The following is an 18,035-nucleotide window of genomic DNA, read 5'->3' on the forward strand; positions in this document are numbered from 1 at the left end:
GCCCTGTAGCTCCGGACTGACGAAAATGAGCCCGGCGCCGTCTTTACGGCGCCGGGCTTCCTGCATACCGGGAACCGGGCCTTCCGGAGATCGGGCATGGACAGGGACGAACGGATCGCGCGGGAGAGCGTCGTGGCGGCGGCGCGTGCCCTCGACGCCCAGGGTCTGAACCGCGGGACGTCTGGGAACGTCTCGGTGCGCTTCCGCGATGGTCTTCTGATCACCCCATCCGGCCTGCCCACCGAAAAGATGAGCCCGAACGACGTGGTTCGGCTGGGGTTCGATGGCACGCATACACCGCAGCAGAAGCCCTCTTCGGAATGGCGCTTTCACCGGGACATCCTGGCGTCCCGTGCGGAATTCGGTGCGGTGGTCCACGCACATCCGGTCTACTGCACGGCCTTCGCCATCTGCGGTCAAGCGATCCCGGCGGTCCACTACATGATTGCGGCCTTCGGAGGACCGAACGTGCGCTGCGCGCCCTACGCGCCCTACGGCACGGCGGAGCTCTCCGATCTGGCGCTGGCGGCCCTCGTCGGCCGCAATGTCTGCCTCCTCGCTAATCACGGCATGATCGCGGCCGGTGACAGCTTGGAGAAGGCCCTCTGGCTCGCTGTCGAGTTGGAGACGCTTTGCCAGCAATACGCGGTGGCGCGGCAGATCGGGACTCCGATCGTCCTGTCCGACGACGAGATCAACGAAACGGTCAAGCGCTTTCGCAGCTACGGCCTGAATGCGGCCGGACTACCCGGTCCCGAAACGCGGTAGCCGAGACGCCGCGCGGCATCGGCGGCGCGGCGTCTCGTGATCGGCCGGATGCAATAAGCCGTCACGGATGCGATCACGCGTCGGGTGCGGGCCTCCTAGCGCCCGAGCACCTGCCCGACGACTAGTCCAACATCCCGGGCGAACTCGGCGGCCGCGACCTTCTTGCCGCCCTCCGCCTTCACCTTGCGGACCTCGATCCGGCCGCCCTGCGCGCAGACACTGAAGCCCGTGTCGTCGACGGCGATCACCTCACCGGGCTTGCCGACGACATCGGCGAGCTTACGGATCCGATGCAGGCTGGAATCGAAGATCTGAAGCTTCTTGCCGTCGAGCGTCGTCCACGCGCCGGGCGCTGGATTGGCCGCGCGGATCAGGTTGTAGATCTGTTCGGCATGGGCCGACCAGTGGATCTCCGCCTCGGCCGCCCGGAACCAGCCTTCATAGCTCGCGGCATCCTCATCCTGGTCGATCTCGACATGCTGTCCGGCGACGACGCGATCGGCCGCCTCGAGCATCGCCTCGACGCCCATTGGGAACAGGGCGTCGAAATAGACGTCGCCCAACGTCGCGTCGGCGCCGATCGGGCAAGTCTTCTGCAGGATCACCGGCCCCTCGTCGAGGCCGTCGGTGGGCCTGAAGATCGTGAGGCCGGTCTGCAACTCGCCCCGGACGATCGGCCAGTTGATTGAGGACGGGCCGCGATAGCGCGGCAGAAGGCTCGGATGATACTGGATCGTGCCGTGTTTCGGGATGTTCACGAAGCTCTGCGGCGCGAATTGCAGCACGTAGGCCATGATGCCGATATCGGCATTGAGTCCGCGCATTGCGGCCTCGGCTTCGGGGCTCTTCAGGTTGGGAAACTGGAAGACCGTCAATCCCTTCTCGACCGCCGCCGTCTTGAGGACGTCCGGCTTGGCACCGGGCTTCTCGGGCGCGCAGAACACCGCGGCGACCTCATCGCCTCGCTTGAGGAATGCCTCCAGGACAGCCTTGCCGAAATCCTGTTGGCCGATGAAGGCGATGCGCATGCAATCTCCTGGGCTTCGTCCGGTCCCGTAGCGGGCCGGGGAGGGTACGGTCAAAACGCCGGGCTCGGCGGTACTTGGCCGTGCCCTGCCTATCTGACCGCGTCATCGGAAATACGGGACGGCGCGGCCCCGGATGAAACGGCGGCAATCCAAGACCGGAGCCCGGGATTGCCGCCGGCCGCTCACTCCGCGGCGATCTTCTGAATCACTCCGATCGCGCCGGATTCGGAGATCTCGCCGACCTCGGCCTCAGAATAGCCGAGCACGGTGCGGAGGATCTCGTCGGTGTGCTCACCGAGCAGCGGGGAGCGCTTGACCTCGCTCGGGCTCGCCGACAGCTTGATGGGATTGCCCACAGTCAGGTACTTGCCGCGGGTCGGATGGTCGACCTCCACGATGGTGCCAGTCTTCCGCAGCGACTCGTCCTCGGCGATCTCCTTCATCGACAGGATCGGCCCGCAGGGGATGTCGTATTTGTTCAGGGTGTCCATCGCCTCGAACTTCGACACCTTCATCGTCCAAGCCTCGATCCGCGTGAAGATCTCGTTGAGATGCGGCAGCCGCGCCTTCGGGGTCGCGTAGCTCGGATCCGTCTTCCAGTCGGGCTCGCCGATGATGTCGCAGATCGGTTCCCAGACAGCGGCCTGCGTGATCACGTAGATGTAGGCATTCGGATCCTGTTCCCAGCCCTTGCAGCGCAGGATGCGACCGGGCTGACCACCGCCGGAATCGTTGCCCGCGCGCGGGGTCGCCTCGCCGAACGGGATGCCTTCGCCGTACTGGCTGTACTCCTTGAGCGGCCCATGCGCGAGCCGCTGCTGATCGCGCAGCTTGACCCGGCACAGGTTCAGAACGCCGTCCTGCATCGCGCAGTCGACCTTCTGACCAAGACCGCTCTGGGTCCGATGGTAGAGGGCCGTGACGATGCCGAGCGCGAGGTGCAGGCCCGTGCCGGAATCACCGATCTGAGCACCCGTCACCATCGGGATGCCATCGCGGAAACCCGTAGTTGAAGCCGAGCCGCCGGCGCATTGGGCGACGTTCTCATAGACCTTGCAATCCTCGTAGCGGCCCGGGCCGAAGCCCTTCACCGAGGCCAGGATCATCCGCGGGTTGGCCTCGTGGATCTTCTCCCAGGTGAGACCCATGCGGGCGAGCGCGCCTGGGGCAAAGTTCTCGACCAGGACGTCGCATTCCTTGATCAGGCGCCAGAGAACCTCCTTGCCCTTGGGGTTCTTCGAGTCGAGCGTGATCGAGCGCTTGTTGTGGTTCAGCATCGTGAAATACAGGCTGTCCACGTCCGGGACATCCTGAAGCTGCTGGCGCGTGGCGTCGCCGACGCCCGGCCGCTCGACCTTGATGACGTCGGCGCCGAACCAAGCCAGGAGCTGTGTACAGGTCGGACCGGATTGAACGTGGGTAAAGTCCAGAATGCGGACGCCTTCGAGGGCCTTTGTCATGATCGGTCTCGGAGTTGGAGTCGGTCGCGGGATATCGGAAATCGGCTCAGGCCGGGCGGGATACCGGCTCGATGCCGGCACGGTCCCGTAACGTGCGGGGCGCAACGCCGGGGCAGGGGGCTTCCATCCTCAAGCGGATCATGTTTGTTCTCCCTCCCAAAGCGCGGCCTCGTCGTATCGCGACACCGTCACACGGACCCGGGGTGACGAGTCCGCCAATTTGTATACCACATGCCATTCTTCGGATGCGAGTGCCTATTGTGGATCGGGCCCGCGGGGCCTCTCGGCCAACCGTAGGCCGGGGCGCCATGACGCTCAACACGCCCGATAAAGCATGGGGGCAAGCGGCCACTTGGCATTCGTAGGCCAGCGGTCCATGATTTCGCCAAAATTGCCCGCCGCCGCGGGCTGAACCGCGTAACGCTGATCGAGGGACGCCCATGCTCGCCAGCACCAGCCTGATCAAATCCTCCTGGATCGCCGTCGATGTCGCCCACGATCATGCCGAGCGCGTGCTCGTGGTCGAGACGTACATCGCAGTGAGCCCGCTGGAGCCGAACTACGATGCCGCGCAATACGAACGCGTCCTCGCCTGCGTCCAGAAAGTCCTCAAGACCCACCCGGAAATCGACCGCGCGTCGATCCTGAGCATGCATCGTGGCTCCGGCTGCACGGCCTTGTTCCGGGACACGAGTGGAAAGCAGCCCGCCGCGGCCTGACGCTCTCAGGCCTCGCTGTCTCCGGTCGGCTTGGTGAGGTCCGGCGGCTCGAGTGCGACCCGCGCCGCATGGAACCACCAGAGCGGGATATCACGGTTGGCGTGCGCCAATTCCGACGCCCAGCCCTCCTTCGGCATGACGTCGGCTCGGTCGGCAAACAGGCGCAGCGCCGCTTCCGCGCGCTCCCGTCGGCATCGTTCCTCGATCGCGCGTCTCTCGGCCTCGGCGCGCGTCTCCGTCTGCTCGATGAGGCGGCGGGTTGCGAGATCGTCGGCGTCGAACGCAAATTGCTGCCAGAAGGCCTCCGCTTCCCGGGCCACGTCGCGCTCGCGGCGCAGCGTGGTAAGAGCGTCCTCCGCAGCCGCCCGGGCCGATTCGGCAAACTCGGCCCGCGCGAGCAAGCGGTTGTTGGCCTCGAGAAGCTCGCGCTCGCGCTCCGGCGCCATACGCTGCCGACGCAGAACGCGTAATTCCTCTTCGTCGGCGAGGCGACACGCCAGCCATGCCGCCAACGGCCCATCGACGAGGGCGTCGGCGGATTGGAGGTAGCGCTCCCGGAGACCGGGATTCCGAGCCGCCAGATCGGCACCGGTCCAGGCCGGTCGATCATCCCCGTCGCTCTGATCACAATCGTACAGAGCCTGCGCCAGAGCTTCGCGCAGATCGTCCGGAAGTCGTGCCGCGGCGTGTCCGTTCATGAATCTGCATTCGCGTTGAGCGATCGACAGAACCTAGAACGCGCACGCACGGCAGGAGAGACCATCGCCGCGCGACGCACGCGAATTTTTTCTTCGTGGCCGGGCAGCGCATCGACAGCGGTAGCCGGATCGGCTCGTCGCCCGCCACCGGAGGGCCCGGCCAGCACCAGCAGTCGGCGGTTAACCCGACCGATTGCGCGGCATGCCGGCTGATCTTCGAGCAGGCACATACTCCGGCCGATCATCGCGGCTCGTGCTTGCCGTAGCCTGTCGCGACCATGCAGCACGACGCCGCGCCATACGATATGGCATCGCGACGTCGATCGGTGGGTCCCGAAGCTCCCGGCAGCCGTCAATCGAAAGCCGTGCCGTGCTGCCCGAGAGCCCTCGAGGAGTCGCGGCATTCAGAAGACGTGGTCGCCTCGGAATTGCGATAGCGCCGAGCATGCGCCCGGGATACATCGCAGCGAGCGCTCTTCAGGCGTCGGTCGCAGTCGATGGTCCATACTGGCTACAATCCGGCCCTCGTCGCCATGTCGATCGGCCTGGCAGTCTTCGCGTCCTATACCGCGCTGGACCTGGGTGCCCGCCTCCGTGGTCCCGTAGCCGGTCCGCGCTGGCCGTGGATCGCCGGCGCCGCGCTCGCCATGGGCGGCGGTATCTGGTCGATGCACTTCGTCGGCATGCTGGCCTTCGAGATGGGCATGCCGGCCGCCTACGATCTCGGCTTAACGCTCCTGTCCCTCGCAATCGCCATCGCGGCCACAGGGTCCGCCTTCCTGTGGGCGGCGCGCGTCGGCAAAGGGCCCGGCGGGCTCTTCGTCGCCGGTCCGCTGATGGGCCTGGGAGTCGCCGGCATGCACTACACCGGCATGGCGGCGCTCCGGATCCCGGGCAACCTCGCCTACAGCCCGGCCGTGGTCGCGCTCTCAGTGGCGATCGCCGTGACGGCGGCGACGGCTGCCCTGTGGCTCTCCTTCCGCCAGCACGGCGTCTGGCAGAAGCTCCTCGCAGCCTGTGTCATGGGTCTCGCGGTGGCGGGGATGCACTATACAGGCATGGCCGCGGCGACGATCACCGCCGAGGCGGCCGGCGCCCACGCCGCACATGCCGTAATCGGCGTGCAGAGGCAGCAGAACCTCGCGCTCTACATCGCCGGCGCGACCTTCCTCATTCTGTTCCTTGCGATGCTCGCCTCGTCTTTGGACCAGCAGCGCGTGCAGCGGGAACTCCAGGCGAGCGAGGCCCGGTTCCGCGCCGCGGTCCAGGCGGTGCGCGGCGTGCTCTGGACGAACGATGCCGAGGGCCGGATGCTTGGCGATCAACCCGGCTGGAGCGCGATTACGGGTCAGACGCGGGAGGAGTATCAGGGCTACGGCTGGGCCGATGCGGTGCATCCCGATGACATGCAGGCCTCCGTCGAGAGCTGGAACGCGACCGTACGGGCGCGGCGCACCTACATTCACGAGCACCGTGTCCGGTCCCGCGACGGGACGTGGCGCCACTTCGCGATCCGCGCCATCCCGGTGCTCGACGCGCGGGGTGCGATCCGCGAGTGGGTCGGGGTCCACACGGACATCACCGAGCAGCGGCAGGCCGAAGCCGACCTGCGCGAATCGAACGAGGAGATCCAGCGCTACGCCTACATCGTCAGCCACGACTTGCGCGCGCCGCTGGTCAACGTGATGGGGTTCACGAGCGAGTTGGAGGCGACCCGGACCGAGATCGCCACGGCCCTCCGGGGGCACCCGGAGGCGCAGCGGCTCGACGCGGAGCTCGGCGAAGCGCTCGGCTTCATCAAGGCGGCGGTGAACCGGATGGAGGGGCTGATCGCCGCCATCCTGAAGCTCTCCCGCGAGGGTCGGCGGCAATTCTCGCCCGAACCCCTCGACATGACGAACCTGCTCCGCGGCGTGGCGGACGCCCAGCGGCATCAGGCGGAGGCGGTCGGCGCCTCAGTGACGATTGCCCGCGATTTGCCGGGGATCGTCGCCGATCGACTCGCGGTCGAGCAGATCTTCGGCAACCTCTTGGATAATGCCGTGAAATACCTCGACTCGACACGGCCTGGGCGCGTCACCATTACGGCCAAGTCCATCGGCGATCGCGGCGTCTGCTTCTCCGTCGCCGATAACGGGCGAGGGATCGCGGCGCGGGACCATGCCCGCGTCTTCGAACTCTTCCGCAGGTCGGGCGCCCAGGATCGTCAGGGCGAGGGGATCGGCCTCGCCCACGTGAAGGCTCTGGTGCGCTCGTTCGGCGGTAGAATCGAGATCCGTTCAGAACTCGGTGTCGGCACGACGTTCGACGTGACCTTGCCGCGCGGGACAGCTACAGCGGACAGAAACCCCGAACCGGCGTCCATCGCCGCCGAATGAGCGTGGAACCGCCCGTGCACCCCGTCAGCATCGTGATGATCGAGGATGACGAAGGGCATGCGCGCCTGATCGAGCGGAACATCCGCCGCGCCGGCGTCAACAACGAGATCATCCCGTTCCGGAACGGCACCTCCGCGCTGGAATACCTTTTCGGGGCCGATGGCACCGGCGAAGCGAGCGCGCGGCGGCATCTGCTGATCCTGCTCGATCTCAACCTGCCCGACATGACCGGCCTCGATATCCTCGAGAAGGTCAAAGCGAATCCGCATACGCGGCGCTCCCCCGTTGTGGTGCTGACCACCACGGACGACAGCCGCGAGATCCAGCGCTGCTACGATCTCGGCGCCAATGTCTACATCACCAAGCCGGTGAGCTATGACGGCTTCGCGAACGCGATCCGCCAGCTCGGACTGTTCTTCTCGGTCATGCAGGTTCCGCAGAACCCATGAGCGCCGGACGTGCCAGCGGGGATGTCACCGCCGCGGCGGCACGCATCCTCTACATCGACGACGATCCAGGCCTCGGGCGCTTGGTTCGGCGCACCCTGGAAAAGCGTGGCTACGCGGTCGAACTCTGTCCCGACGGGGCCGCGGGGCTGGCGCGGCTCGCGCAGGGCGGGATCGATGCCGTCGCCCTCGACCACCACATGCCTGGTCAGACCGGCCTCGACCTGCTGCCGGAAATCCGCGCGCTGCCCGAGGCGCCCCCGGTTATCTATGTGACCGGCTCGGAGGACAGCCGCGTTGCCGTGGCGGCTTTGAAGGCCGGCGCGGTGGACTACGTCTGGAAGGACGTCCAAGGCCAATTTCGGGAGCTGCTCGGCGAGGCCGTCGCCACGGCACTCCGGCAGGAGAGCCTCCGGCGCGACAAGGAGCGGGCAGAGGCCGAGATGCGCGAGGCGCGCGACCGTGCCGAGCTGCTGCTGCGCGAGGTCAATCACCGCGTGGCCAATTCTTTGGCGCTCGTTGCGGCGCTGGCGCACATGCAGCGCAACGCTGTGACGGACACGGCCGCCAAGGCGGCGCTCGACGAGATGCAGGCTCGGATCTCGGCGATCGCGGGTATCCATCGCCGCCTCTACACCTCAGACGACGTGGAATCTGTCGAACTCGACGCCTACCTGCAAAGTCTCGTTGAGGAATTGCAGGCGGCCATGCGGGCAAGCGGGCGGGATCATGCGATACGCCTGCAGGCCGCGCCTGTGCGCCTCTCGACGGACAAGGCGGTGTCGGTCGGCGTGGTCGTGACCGAACTCGTCACCAACGCCTACAAGTACGCTTATCCGCTCGGCACGTCGGGCGAAATCCGTGTCGCTGTCGAGTGCGACGCCGCCGACACTGTACTCCTGGCCGTCGAGGACGACGGCATCGGCTGGACCGGGGAGGGCGAGATCCGCGGCACCGGCCTCGGATCGCGGATCGTGCGCGCCATGGCGTCGAACCTGCGCTCGGCCTTATCGTACGTTCCGAGAAGCCGCGGCACCCGGGCGATTCTCGCGTTCCAGGCCTGAGCCCGCTTCCTCAGCTGTCGGCCTGCCCGGCCAAGCGGTCGAGGGCGTCGAGCATCGGCGCCAGGGCATCGCCGTCGAGCTGCTGAAAGCCCAGCGCCCGGGTCATGAACAGACCCAGAATGGCGAAGTAAAGGACAGAGCCCTCGCCAGGGCGGGCGCCGTCGATCCGTCCGAGCTGGTCCAGCTGATCCGCAACGAACGCCTGGAAGTCCTTCTGTGCTTCCGGCGATTCCATCGATGCCAGGAGAAGCGCACGGGCCGACTCGTCGTCCTCGCAATAATGCCCGCGGATATGCGCAACCATCGCGCGGGGAAGTTGCGATGGACCGGCGGGAATCTCGCGCGCGCAGGCGTCGATCTCCGCCCGCACATCCGCGAGCTTGCGGGCGACGAGGGCCGCCACCAGTGCATCCTTCGACGCATAATGGTGCAGAACCCCGCCTTTGCTCAGCCCAGCTTCGGCCGCAACTGCATCAATGGTCAGCCCCCGCACGCCGCCCTTCAGGAGCACGGCCGCGGCCGCCTCCAGGATGATCTCGGGCCGCGCCGCCAGCCGCTGTCGCTTCACCTGCATCGCCGACCTGCATTAAAAACCGTCTGGACGGTATGTAAGGGATCGCGTAGGAACGCGCCACGCATTTCGCACGAGTCGCGCCGACACGGTCGATCGCATGAGCCGCATTGCCATAGTAATCCCAGCAACCATCCTACTGGCCTTAACCGCGTTCGCATCGATCGGATGCGCTCGGGCCGAATCGGAACCGGCGCTCGATCCGGCTCTGGCGCGCGTTCGGGTGGTGCAGGCGCGCCGGACGCCGCTGGCGCTCGATGTCGTGGTGACCGGCGACATCCAGGCCCAGGCGCAGGTCAACGTCTCGTTCCGAACGAACGGCAAGGTTGCCGAACGGCGTGTCGAGGTCGGTGACCACGTGACCGCCGACCAAGTACTCGCCGTCCTCGAACCGCTGACCCAGCAGGCGAATCTCGACAACGCCAAGGCCGCCCTCGCTTCGGCCGAGGCGCTGCTGACCCAGGCCAAGATGTCGTTCGAGCGCCAGAAGCAACTTCTCGCCGGCGGCTTCACCACGCGCTCGACCTACGACAATGCCGAGCAGGAGCTGCGCACGACACAGGCAGCCGTCGACTCGGCGAAGGCGGCCCTCGGGACCGCGCAGGAGCAGTTCTCGTACACGGAATTGCGCGCCGGCGTGGCCGGTGTCGTCACCAGCCGCAGTTTCGAGGTCGGCCAGGTGGTCCAGTCAGGCCAGACCGTCCTGGTGATCGCGCAGGACGGCCCCCGCGACGCGGTCTTCAATGTCTACGAATCGCTGCTGGCGCAGCCCCCGGCCGGCGACACGATCGCGGTCGCGCTGCAGTCGGATCCGGCGGTCACCGCGACCGGGACCGTGCGCGAGATCTCGCCGACGGTCGATTCCGCGAGCGGCACGGTGCGGGTCAAGATCGGTCTGAAGTCGACGCCCGCCGGCATGGGACTCGGCGCGGTCGTGATCGGGCGCGGACGCTTCGCGCCGCATCAATCGGTGATCCTGCCCTGGTCGGCGCTGTACCGCTACGACGGGCGGCCCTCGGTGTGGATCTACGATCCCGACCACCGGACGGTATCGGTGCGCGCCGTCGAGATCGACCGCTTCGGCCCCGACATCATCGCGCTGAAGCGCGGGGTCGAGCCGGGCGAGCGCGTCGTCGTCGCCGGCATCCAGTTCCTGCGCCCCGGCCAGCTCGTCGCGGCCGCCGAGATCGGAGATCGCCCGTGAAAGCGCGGACGTACCTCGCCCTGAGCTTCGTCGCGGCGACGCTGGCGGGCTGCAACGGGCACAGCGAGGAGGGCGGCGAGGCTGCGGCGGCCGCTGCCATCCGTCCGGTGCTCACGCAGGTGGTCGTTCCGAGCGACACCGTCACGTTCGGGCCGTTCGCCGGCACGATCGAGCCGCGCTATCAGGCGCAGCTCGGTTTCCAGATCCCCGGACGCATGGTGGCGCGGGACGTCACGATCGGCGATCTCGTCACCCGGGGCCAGCGTCTGGCGGCGCTCGACACCATCGTGACCCGTTTCGACCTGACCCGCGCCGAGGCCGACCTCGCCGACGCGAAGGCGCAGGCCGAGAACGCCGATGCCGCCGAGGCCCGGACCCGACGCCTGATGTCGGGCAACAGCGTCTCGCAGGCGACCCTCGACCAGGCGGTCGCCAAGCGCGAGACAGCCCGGGCACGGGTCGATCAAGCCATGGCGAGCCTGCAGAAGGCCCGTGACCAGATGGGCTACACCGAGCTGAAGGCCGAGTTCGACGGCGTCGTGACCCAGCGTCTCGCCGAAGTCGGCCAGGTGCTGAGCGCCGGGCAGGGGGTCGTGACCGTGGCGCGGCCGGACGTCCGCGAGGCCGTGGTCGATATTCCCGAATCCCATGCCGGGGCGTTGCCGGCGGACGGTGTTTTCACGGTCGCACTCCAGAGCGCGCCGGAGCTGACGGCGCGCGGGCGCGTCCGCGAGATCGCGCCGCTCGCCGAGGCCGGGACGCGCTCCAAGCGCATCCGGATCACCCTGAATCAGCCCGGCCCAGCCTTCCGGCTCGGTGCGACCATCAATGTCTCGCTGACGCGGCAGGTCCCTCCGCACGTGCGGCTGCCCGCATCGGCGCTGATCGGGGGCGACGGCCGCCGCTCGGTCTGGATCGTCGCCGCCGACGGCAAGTCGGTGTCCCGCCGCGACGTGACCGTAGCGGCGGCACGGGACGACGCCGAGGACGGCCGCGTCGTGGTCGTCGACGGGCTGAAGGCGGGCGATCGCGTGGTGGTCGCGGGCGTCCATGCCCTCAAGGAAGGCCAGGCCGTGCGCCTGACCGACGGCGCCGTCTGACACGGCCGCACGGGGTTTTCGCGTGAAGGACTTCAACCTCTCCGACTGGGCGCTCGAGCACCGCTCGTTCGTCTGGTTCCTGATGCTGGTCTCGCTGGTGGCGGGCCTGATGGCCTACACGCGCCTCGGCCGCGAGGAGGATCCGCCCTTCACCATCAAGACCATGGTCGTGCAGACGACCTGGCCAGGGGCAACCATCAAGGACACCCTCGATCAGGTCACCGACCGGGTCGAGAAGGAGCTTCAGCAGCTCAACGGCCTCGACTACGTCCGCAGCTACACGACGCCCGGATCGTCGACGGTCTTCGTCCAGTTCCGCGACACCCTCAAGAAGAACGAGATCCAGCCCGCCTTCTACCAGGTTCGCAAGCGGCTCGGCGATATCAAGGGCCAGTTCCCGGAGGGCGTGCAGGGTCCGTTCTTCAACGACGAGTTCGGCGACGTCTACGGCAACATCTACGCGTTCACCGCCGACGGCCTGACGCACCGGCAATTGCGCGACTACGTCGAGAGCATCCGCACCGAGGTCCTGCGGGTGCCCAATATCGGCAAGACGCAGCTGATCGGCACGCAGGACGAGACGATCTATCTCGACTTCTCCACCCGGAAGCTCGCCGGGTACGGCATCGATTTCCAGGCCCTGATCAAGGCGCTGCAAGCGCAGAACGCGGTCTCGGCCTCCGGCGTCGTCCAGGCCGGCCCGGAGCGCATCTCGCTACGGGTCAGCGGCTCCTTCGCCTCCGAGGCGTCGCTTCAGGACTTCAACCTGCGGGTGAACGACCGCTTCTTCCGGCTCGCCGACATCGCCGAAATCAGCCGGGGCTACGAGGATCCGCCGGCACCGCTGTTCCGCGTGGACGGCAAACCCGCGATCGGTCTCGCCATCGCCATGCGGCCGGGCGCCAACCTGCTGCATTTCGGCGACGCGCTGAAGGAGCGCATGGGGCGGATCGAGGCCACCCTTCCGGTAGGCGTCGGCGTCCACCTCGTGTCGGATCAGCCCAAGCAGGTCGAGCACGCCGTCGGCGGCTTCACCGAGGCATTGGTCGAGGCCGTCATCATCGTGCTGGCAGTGAGCTTCGTGAGCCTCGGCGTGCGGGCCGGCCTCGTCGTCTCGGTGTCGATCCCGCTCGTGCTGGCGATCGTGTTCGTGGTCATGCAGATCATGGACGTCACCTTGCAGCGCATCTCCCTCGGCGCGCTGATCATCGCGCTCGGCCTGCTGGTCGACGATGCCATGATCACCGTCGAGATGATGGTGGCCCGCCTGGAACGGGGCGACACCCTCCGGAAGGCTGCCACCTTCGCCTACACGTCGACGGCGTTCCCCATGCTGACGGGGACGCTCGTCACCGTGGCAGGCTTCCTGCCGATCGGCTTCAACGGCTCCGGCGCCGGCGAGTACACCTACTCGCTCTTCGTGGTGATCGCGGCCGCGCTGCTGGTCTCCTGGGTCGTGGCGGTCCTGTTCGCCCCGCTCGTCGGCGTCACGCTCCTGCCGAAGACCATGAGGCATCACTCGGAGAAGCAGGGGATCTTCACCCGCCTGTTCGTCGGGGCGTTGCGTATCGCCATGCGCTGGCACTGGACGACGGTCATCGTCTGCCTCGGTCTGATGGCCGCGGCCATCGTCGGGATGGGCCATGTGCAGCAGCAGTTCTTCCCGTCCTCGGACCGGTCCGAGGTGCTGGTCGACCTCACCCTCCCGCAGAACGCCACCATCGCCGAGACGCGGGCGCAGATGGACCGGTTCGAGGCGAACCTGAAGGGTGATCCGGACGTGACGAGCTGGTCGTCCTATGTCGGCGAGGGCGCGGTGCGCTTCTACCTCCCGCTCGATCAGCAGCTCGCCAATGCGTTCTTCGGCCAGATCGTCATCGTCACGAAGTCGCTCGAGGTGCGCGACCGCGTGATGGCGCGCCTCCAGACCATCGCCCTGCGCGATTTCGTCGGCACTGACGTGCTGGTGCAGCCCCTGAGCCTCGGCCCGCCCGTGGGCCGACCTGTTCAGTACCGCCTCAGCGGGCCGAAGATGGAGACGGTACGCCGCCTCTCCCTCGATCTCGCCAACGTGGTCGCGGCCGACAAGCGCCTCGACGTGCCAACCTTCGACTGGAACGAGCCCGGCAAGGTCCTGCGGGTCGAGATCCTTCAGGACAAGGCGCGCCAGCTCGGCGTCACCAGCCAGGACGTCGCCGGAATCCTGAACGGAATCGAGGGTGGGCAGGCGATCACGCAGGTCCGGGACTCGATCTATCTGGTCAACGTCGTCGGCCGTGCCCGGGCAGCCGAGCGGTCTTCGCTGGACACGCTGCAATCCCTGCAGGTCGGCCTCGCGAACGGCACCGTGGTCCCGGTGCTCGCCTTCGCGCGGATCGGCTACGATCTGGAGCAGCCGATCGTCTGGCGCCGCGACCGTCTCCCGACCGTGACGGTGCGCGCCACGATCCACGACGCGACCCAGCCCGCCACCATCGTGGCCGCCCTGCAGCCCGGCCTGGATGCCTTCATCAAGGCGCTTCCCGAGGGCTACACCGTCCAGACCGGCGGTGCCGTCGAGGAATCGGCCAAGGGCCAGGGCCCGATCGCGGCGGTGGTCCCGGTCATGCTGCTCGCCATGGCGTTCCTGCTGATGATGCAGCTTCAGAGCTTCGGGCGGATGCTGCTTGTCTTCACCGTCGCGCCGCTCGGCCTGATCGGCGTCGTGCCGGCGCTGCTCCTGTTCGACAAGCCCATGGGCTTCGTCGCCATCCTGGGCATCCTGGCGCTCATCGGCATCATCATCCGCAACGCGGTGATTCTGGTGAGCCAGATCGAGGAGTTCCGGGATGAGGGGATGGCGCCGTGGGAGGCGGTGTTCGAGGCGACGCACCACCGCATGCGGCCGATCCTCCTGACCGCCGCAGCGGCAAGCCTGGGCCTGATCCCGATTGCCCGCGAGGTGTTCTGGGGCCCGATGGCCTTCGCGATGATCGGCGGCATCCTGGCCGCGACCTTCCTCACGCTCCTGTTTCTGCCGGCCCTCTACATCGGCTGCTACCGCATCCGCCCGGATGCGAGCGGAAGGCCGGCGGCTCACACCGGCTGATCGGCTGGTTCACGCGATCGCAGCGCTCACGGGCGCTGCGAGAAACGGTCGGCCCGCCCCTCCGCCCCCTCAGGGCGGGCCGACCGTGACGATCTTTCGCGCAGGTGGAGTCGCGTCGCCGGCAACCCGGCGGCGTTCTGGCGCGTAGGGTGCGACGGAAACGAGGATCGTCCCGCCCATGAACGCCTTCATCGCCGTCGTCCTGGTCTGCGCCAACGGGATCGCCCAGGACGCCTGCACGGACGCCCAGGCGCTCGAGGTGCGCAAGGTCCGGGTCGCCAACGAACTCGGCTGCGCCACCGGCTGGCAGGAGATCATCGCCCGCACAGAGCTGCGCGAGGAGATCGGCAAGACCGCCTATCTCAAGACCGCGTGCCGCCGGTCGAAGGAGCCGCAGTGACGGCCGTGCCGGGCTGCTATTTCTCGTACTTGATGTAGGCGAAGCGCGGATCGGTCGGCGTGCCTTCGAGCCCCTGTCCCTCCAGGGCCGGCTGCCAGGACACGACCTCCTCGATCTTCCGGGCGAGGGCGAAGTCCTTGTCGGTGATGCCCTTGGCCGCGTGGTTCATCAGCCGGACCTCGACCCAGGCATAGGAGGCCGTGATGTCCGGATGGTGCCAGGCCGCCTCGGCGAGGTGCCCGACCGTGTTGATCACCATCAGGGTGCTCTTCCAGCCGGACGTCTTGTAGGTGCGGCGGATCCACCCGTCCTCCAGGCGCCATGCGGGCAGCTCCGCCTTCAGCCGCGCCTCCACGGTCGCCGCGTCCAGTGCGCCTTCGCGTCGCTCGCTCATGATCTGCGTCTCCGTTGATGCCGTCGCGCCGGAAGGTGCCGCTGTGGCCGGTTGCGCGCAAGCGTGTTTGCCACGGTGGACGGAAACCGGTGCGGGCCCTATGACCTTTTGCCGATGGCGTCCGGCTCGGTCCGCACTCCACTCTGCCGCCGCTGAAGACTGCGCAATACGATGGGAGAAGGCGTGATGCTGTCACGGCGCGCGATGCTCGCCGGGGGCCTGCTCGGCGGCCTCGGCCTGCGCGCGGCGCGCGCGGATGCGCCGACGATCCGCCTCGGAAGCCTGCCCTTCGGCACGTCCACCTGGGAAGCGGCGGTGATCAAGGCGCGTGGCCTCGACACGGCCAACGGGTTCGAACTCGACGCGGTGAAGCTCGCCGGCAATGACGCGGCCCGGATCGGCTTCATCGGCGGGCAGGTCGACACGATCATCGGCGACCTGCTCTGGGCCGCTCGCCTCGGCAATGACGGGCAGGCGGTGCGCTTCATCCCGTATTCCACCTCCGAGGGCGGCGTCATGGTGCCGCCCGGGAGTGCGGTGAAGAGCCTCAAGGATCTCGCGGGCAAGCGCCTCGGCGTGGCCGGCGGCCCGCTGGACAAGAATTGGCTGCTCCTCCGGGCGCAGGCGAAGGACGCTGCCGGGATCGACCTCGAGCGCGACGCCGAGATCGCCTACGGCGCGCCGCCGCTGATCACCCTGAAGCTGGAGCAGGGCGCCCTCGATGCGGCGCTGACCTACTGGACCTACTGTGCCCGCCTGACGGCCAAGGGCTACCGGCAGCTGGTCGGCGCCGAAGACATCATGCATGCCCTCGGCGTCCCCGGCGACGTGGCGCTGATCGGCTACCTGTTCCAGGACGCCACGGTGAAGGAGAAGCCCGCCGCCGTGGCGGCCTTCGCCCGGGCGTCTCGGGCCGCCAAGGACATGCTGGCCGCCGATCCGAGCACGTGGCAGATCGTGCGCCCGCTGATGGCGGCCGAGGACGACGCGACCTTCGAAGCCTTGAAGCACGATTTCCTGGCCGGCATCCCGCGCCGTTCGATCGCGCAGGAGCGCGCCGATGCGGAGAAGCTCTACGCCGTGATGGCGCGGCTCGGCGGAGCGCGCCTCGTCGGCAAGGGCGACGCGCTCCCGCCCGACCTCTACTATACCGGCCGCAATGGTTGAGGCGCCCGTGCGGCGGGCATCCGTGGCGGCGATCGTGCGTGTCGGGACGGTATGGGCGCGCTGACCCGCCTCGCGTCCCTGGCCGTGCTCATCGGTGCCTGGCAACTGGCCGCCCTCGAGGCGGGTTCACGCCTGTTGCCGGCGCCGATGGCGGTGCTGCGCTTCATCGTACAGGAGGCCGAGCGCGGCGACCTCGGACACAATGTCGGGATGACGCTGCTGCGTGTGGCGATCTCCTTCACGGTGGCCATGTCCCTCGGCGTCGTCCTCGGCGTCGCGCTCGGACGCTCGAAGGCCGCCGACCTCAGCCTCGACACGCCGCTCCTCGTCCTCCTCAACACGCCGGCCCTGGTGATCACGGTCCTGGCCTATGTCTGGGTCGGGCTCACCGAAACCGCCGCGATCCTGGCGGTGGTGCTCAACAAGCTGCCGAACGTCGCGGTGATCGTGCGGGAAGGCGCCCGCAATCTCGATCCCGGCCTCGACGAGATGGCCCGCGCCTATCGGCTCGACCGGCGCAGCTGGGCCCGCGACATCCTGATCCCGCAGCTCCAGCCCTACATGGTGACGGCGGCGCGGTCGGGTCTGTCGCTCGCCTGGAAGATCGTGCTGGTGGTGGAGCTGCTCGGGCGACCGGACGGGGTCGGCTTTGCGATCAACTACTACTTCGTCCAGAGCACCGACGTGGCGGCCATCATCGGCTACAGCCTCGTCTTCATGGCCGTGATGATCGGCATCGACGTCCTCCTGCTGCAGCGGCTCGAAGCCTATGTCCGTCGCTGGCGCTGAGCCCGTCCTCCAGGTCGCGATCGCGTCGAAATGGTATCGGCCCCGCGGCGCCGAGCCGGTCGAGGCCGTCCGCGACCTCGCATTCGCCGTCGCCGCCGGGGAGATCGTCTGCCTGATCGGGCCTTCGGGCGCGGGAAAGACCACGACGCTGCGGATCCTGCTGGGGCTCGATCCGGCCTTCGAGGGCCGCGTCTCGGGCGCGGAAAAGGCCGGCATGGTGTTCCAGGAGCCGCGGCTGCTGCCGTGGCGCAGCGTCGAGCACAATGTCCGCCTCGGGCTCCCCCGGGAGCGGCGCGGACGCGACCTCGACGGCTTGTTCGCGCGGCTCGGGCTCACGGCGTGGCGGAACAGCTATCCGAAGGCCTTGTCGCTGGGGATGCAACGGCGGGTGGCGCTCGCGCGCGCGCTGGCCGACGGTCCGCGCGTGCTGGTGCTCGACGAGCCGTTCGTCTCCCTCGACGATGCTGCGGCGGCCGAGCTGCGCGGCCTGGTGGTGGATACGGTGGATCAGGCCGGCATGAGCGTCCTGATGGTCACGCACAACGTCGCGGAGGCGATCGGGATCGCCGACCGGCTGCTGCTGGTCTCGAGGCGCCCTGCGACCCTGGTCGCCGACGTGCCCCTTGATCGCCCCCGCCGGGAGCGCGACCGCGCCTGGGCCGAGACCACCCGGGCGACGCTGGCCGCGCGGCATCCGGACATCATCGCGCTCTGACGTCTGAGTTCCGCGGGCGCGGCGTTTCGAGACGGCGGCCGACCCG

Annotated in this window: 17 protein-coding genes; 12 read left to right on the forward strand and 5 right to left on the reverse strand. The window is 68.1% G+C overall.

Annotated features, from left to right (window positions below; all coding sequences use genetic code 11):
- Positions 1-96: 96 nt before the first annotated feature.
- Positions 97-768 (forward strand): class II aldolase/adducin family protein, encoded by a 672-nt coding sequence (locus CIW48_RS00970; protein WP_149308232.1) that lies wholly within the window; start codon positions 97-99, stop codon positions 766-768.
- Positions 769-863: 95 nt separating this feature from the next.
- Here CIW48_RS00970 and CIW48_RS00975 read toward each other — a convergent pair whose 3' ends face one another.
- Both CIW48_RS00975 and frc read right to left on the reverse strand, forming a co-directional pair.
- Positions 864-1,796, reverse strand: coding sequence for a methionyl-tRNA formyltransferase (locus CIW48_RS00975; RefSeq protein WP_149308234.1), 933 nt, complete (start codon positions 1,794-1,796; stop codon positions 864-866).
- Between the two features lie 182 nt (positions 1,797-1,978).
- Positions 1,979-3,256, reverse strand: a complete 1,278-nt coding sequence (gene frc / locus CIW48_RS00980; protein ID WP_149308236.1) for a formyl-CoA transferase — start codon at positions 3,254-3,256, stop codon at positions 1,979-1,981.
- Between the two features lie 440 nt (positions 3,257-3,696).
- Here frc and CIW48_RS00985 point away from each other — a divergent pair, with 440 nt between their 5' ends.
- Positions 3,697-3,975 carry a hypothetical protein gene (locus tag CIW48_RS00985; RefSeq protein ID WP_091779219.1) on the forward strand — a complete coding sequence of 93 codons (279 nt, stop codon included), beginning with the start codon at positions 3,697-3,699 and terminating at the stop codon, positions 3,973-3,975.
- Between the two features lie 5 nt (positions 3,976-3,980).
- Here CIW48_RS00985 and CIW48_RS00990 read toward each other — a convergent pair whose 3' ends face one another.
- The gene (locus CIW48_RS00990; RefSeq protein ID WP_244513935.1) at positions 3,981-4,487 is read right to left on the reverse strand and encodes a hypothetical protein; all 507 of its coding nucleotides are present in this window, start codon (positions 4,485-4,487) and stop codon (positions 3,981-3,983) included.
- A gap of 683 nt (positions 4,488-5,170) precedes the next feature.
- Here CIW48_RS00990 and CIW48_RS00995 point away from each other — a divergent pair.
- From CIW48_RS00995 to CIW48_RS01005, 3 genes are read left to right on the forward strand one after another with little or no spacing between them, the layout of a single operon-like run.
- On the forward strand, positions 5,171-7,051 hold the full coding sequence (locus CIW48_RS00995) for an MHYT domain-containing protein (protein WP_149308240.1): 1,881 nt from the start codon (positions 5,171-5,173) through the stop codon (positions 7,049-7,051).
- A complete protein-coding gene (locus CIW48_RS01000; RefSeq protein WP_149308242.1) occupies positions 7,048-7,500 on the forward strand; it encodes a response regulator in 453 nt (150 codons plus the stop codon). The genes CIW48_RS00995 and CIW48_RS01000 overlap by 4 nt, the downstream gene beginning before the upstream one ends.
- Positions 7,497-8,561 carry a response regulator gene (locus CIW48_RS01005; RefSeq protein ID WP_149308244.1) on the forward strand — a complete coding sequence of 355 codons (1,065 nt, stop codon included), beginning with the start codon at positions 7,497-7,499 and terminating at the stop codon, positions 8,559-8,561. Before CIW48_RS01000 ends, CIW48_RS01005 begins: the two co-directional genes overlap by 4 nt.
- A 10-nt stretch (positions 8,562-8,571) precedes the next feature.
- On the opposite strand, the gene CIW48_RS01010 is transcribed toward CIW48_RS01005, so the two are convergent.
- Positions 8,572-9,135, reverse strand: a complete 564-nt coding sequence (locus CIW48_RS01010) for a TetR/AcrR family transcriptional regulator (RefSeq protein ID WP_149308247.1) — start codon at positions 9,133-9,135, stop codon at positions 8,572-8,574.
- A gap of 97 nt (positions 9,136-9,232) precedes the next feature.
- Between CIW48_RS01010 and CIW48_RS01015 the strand changes: the two genes are divergently transcribed.
- From CIW48_RS01015 to CIW48_RS01030, 4 genes are all read left to right on the forward strand, one after another.
- A complete protein-coding gene (locus CIW48_RS01015; protein WP_149308249.1) occupies positions 9,233-10,336 on the forward strand; it encodes an efflux RND transporter periplasmic adaptor subunit in 1,104 nt (367 codons plus the stop codon).
- Positions 10,333-11,436 carry an efflux RND transporter periplasmic adaptor subunit gene (locus tag CIW48_RS01020; protein WP_149308251.1) on the forward strand — a complete coding sequence of 368 codons (1,104 nt, stop codon included), beginning with the start codon at positions 10,333-10,335 and terminating at the stop codon, positions 11,434-11,436. Before CIW48_RS01015 ends, CIW48_RS01020 begins: the two co-directional genes overlap by 4 nt.
- 22 nt (positions 11,437-11,458) lie before the next feature.
- Positions 11,459-14,524, forward strand: a complete 3,066-nt coding sequence (locus CIW48_RS01025) for an efflux RND transporter permease subunit (protein WP_149308253.1) — start codon at positions 11,459-11,461, stop codon at positions 14,522-14,524.
- A gap of 178 nt (positions 14,525-14,702) precedes the next feature.
- Positions 14,703-14,924 (forward strand): hypothetical protein, encoded by a 222-nt coding sequence (locus CIW48_RS01030; RefSeq protein WP_149308255.1) that lies wholly within the window; start codon positions 14,703-14,705, stop codon positions 14,922-14,924.
- Between the two features lie 16 nt (positions 14,925-14,940).
- On the opposite strand, the gene CIW48_RS01035 is transcribed toward CIW48_RS01030, so the two are convergent.
- Positions 14,941-15,318, reverse strand: coding sequence for a 4a-hydroxytetrahydrobiopterin dehydratase (locus CIW48_RS01035; protein WP_149308257.1), 378 nt, complete (start codon positions 15,316-15,318; stop codon positions 14,941-14,943).
- 186 nt (positions 15,319-15,504) lie between these two features.
- Here CIW48_RS01035 and CIW48_RS01040 point away from each other — a divergent pair, with 186 nt between their 5' ends.
- The 3 genes from CIW48_RS01040 to CIW48_RS01050 are packed head-to-tail and all read left to right on the forward strand — an operon-like array spanning position 15,505 to position 17,989.
- Positions 15,505-16,485, forward strand: coding sequence for an ABC transporter substrate-binding protein (locus tag CIW48_RS01040; protein WP_149308259.1), 981 nt, complete (start codon positions 15,505-15,507; stop codon positions 16,483-16,485).
- A 51-nt stretch (positions 16,486-16,536) separates the two neighbouring features.
- Positions 16,537-17,274, forward strand: coding sequence for an ABC transporter permease subunit (locus tag CIW48_RS01045; RefSeq protein WP_091779196.1), 738 nt, complete (start codon positions 16,537-16,539; stop codon positions 17,272-17,274).
- On the forward strand, positions 17,255-17,989 hold the full coding sequence (locus CIW48_RS01050) for an ATP-binding cassette domain-containing protein (RefSeq protein WP_149308261.1): 735 nt from the start codon (positions 17,255-17,257) through the stop codon (positions 17,987-17,989). Before CIW48_RS01045 ends, CIW48_RS01050 begins: the two co-directional genes overlap by 20 nt.
- Positions 17,990-18,035: the final 46 nt, after the last annotated feature.

The organism is Methylobacterium sp. P1-11 (assembly GCF_008329595.1).
Lineage (GTDB): Bacteria > Pseudomonadota > Alphaproteobacteria > Rhizobiales > Beijerinckiaceae > Methylobacterium.

What these genes read in the sequence shown, in the direction of transcription:
- CIW48_RS01005 (WP_149308244.1), top strand. Translation starts at nt 7,497, where the DNA reads ATGAGCGCCGGACGTGCCAGCGGGGATGTCACCGCCGCGGCGGCACGC.
- CIW48_RS01015 (WP_149308249.1), top strand. Translation starts at nt 9,233, where the DNA reads ATGAGCCGCATTGCCATAGTAATCCCAGCAACCATCCTACTGGCCTTA.
- CIW48_RS01050 (WP_149308261.1), top strand. Translation starts at nt 17,255, where the DNA reads ATGTCCGTCGCTGGCGCTGAGCCCGTCCTCCAGGTCGCGATCGCGTCG.
- CIW48_RS01040 (WP_149308259.1), top strand. Translation starts at nt 15,505, where the DNA reads ATGCTGTCACGGCGCGCGATGCTCGCCGGGGGCCTGCTCGGCGGCCTC.
- CIW48_RS01010 (WP_149308247.1), bottom strand. Translation starts at nt 9,135, where the DNA reads ATGCAGGTGAAGCGACAGCGGCTGGCGGCGCGGCCCGAGATCATCCTG.
- CIW48_RS01000 (WP_149308242.1), top strand. Translation starts at nt 7,048, where the DNA reads ATGAGCGTGGAACCGCCCGTGCACCCCGTCAGCATCGTGATGATCGAG.
- CIW48_RS01045 (WP_091779196.1), top strand. Translation starts at nt 16,537, where the DNA reads ATGGGCGCGCTGACCCGCCTCGCGTCCCTGGCCGTGCTCATCGGTGCC.
- CIW48_RS01030 (WP_149308255.1), top strand. Translation starts at nt 14,703, where the DNA reads ATGAACGCCTTCATCGCCGTCGTCCTGGTCTGCGCCAACGGGATCGCC.
- CIW48_RS00970 (WP_149308232.1), top strand. Translation starts at nt 97, where the DNA reads ATGGACAGGGACGAACGGATCGCGCGGGAGAGCGTCGTGGCGGCGGCG.
- CIW48_RS00985 (WP_091779219.1), top strand. Translation starts at nt 3,697, where the DNA reads ATGCTCGCCAGCACCAGCCTGATCAAATCCTCCTGGATCGCCGTCGAT.
- CIW48_RS00975 (WP_149308234.1), bottom strand. Translation starts at nt 1,796, where the DNA reads ATGCGCATCGCCTTCATCGGCCAACAGGATTTCGGCAAGGCTGTCCTG.
- CIW48_RS01035 (WP_149308257.1), bottom strand. Translation starts at nt 15,318, where the DNA reads ATGAGCGAGCGACGCGAAGGCGCACTGGACGCGGCGACCGTGGAGGCG.
- CIW48_RS00995 (WP_149308240.1), top strand. Translation starts at nt 5,171, where the DNA reads ATGGTCCATACTGGCTACAATCCGGCCCTCGTCGCCATGTCGATCGGC.
- frc (WP_149308236.1), bottom strand. Translation starts at nt 3,256, where the DNA reads ATGACAAAGGCCCTCGAAGGCGTCCGCATTCTGGACTTTACCCACGTT.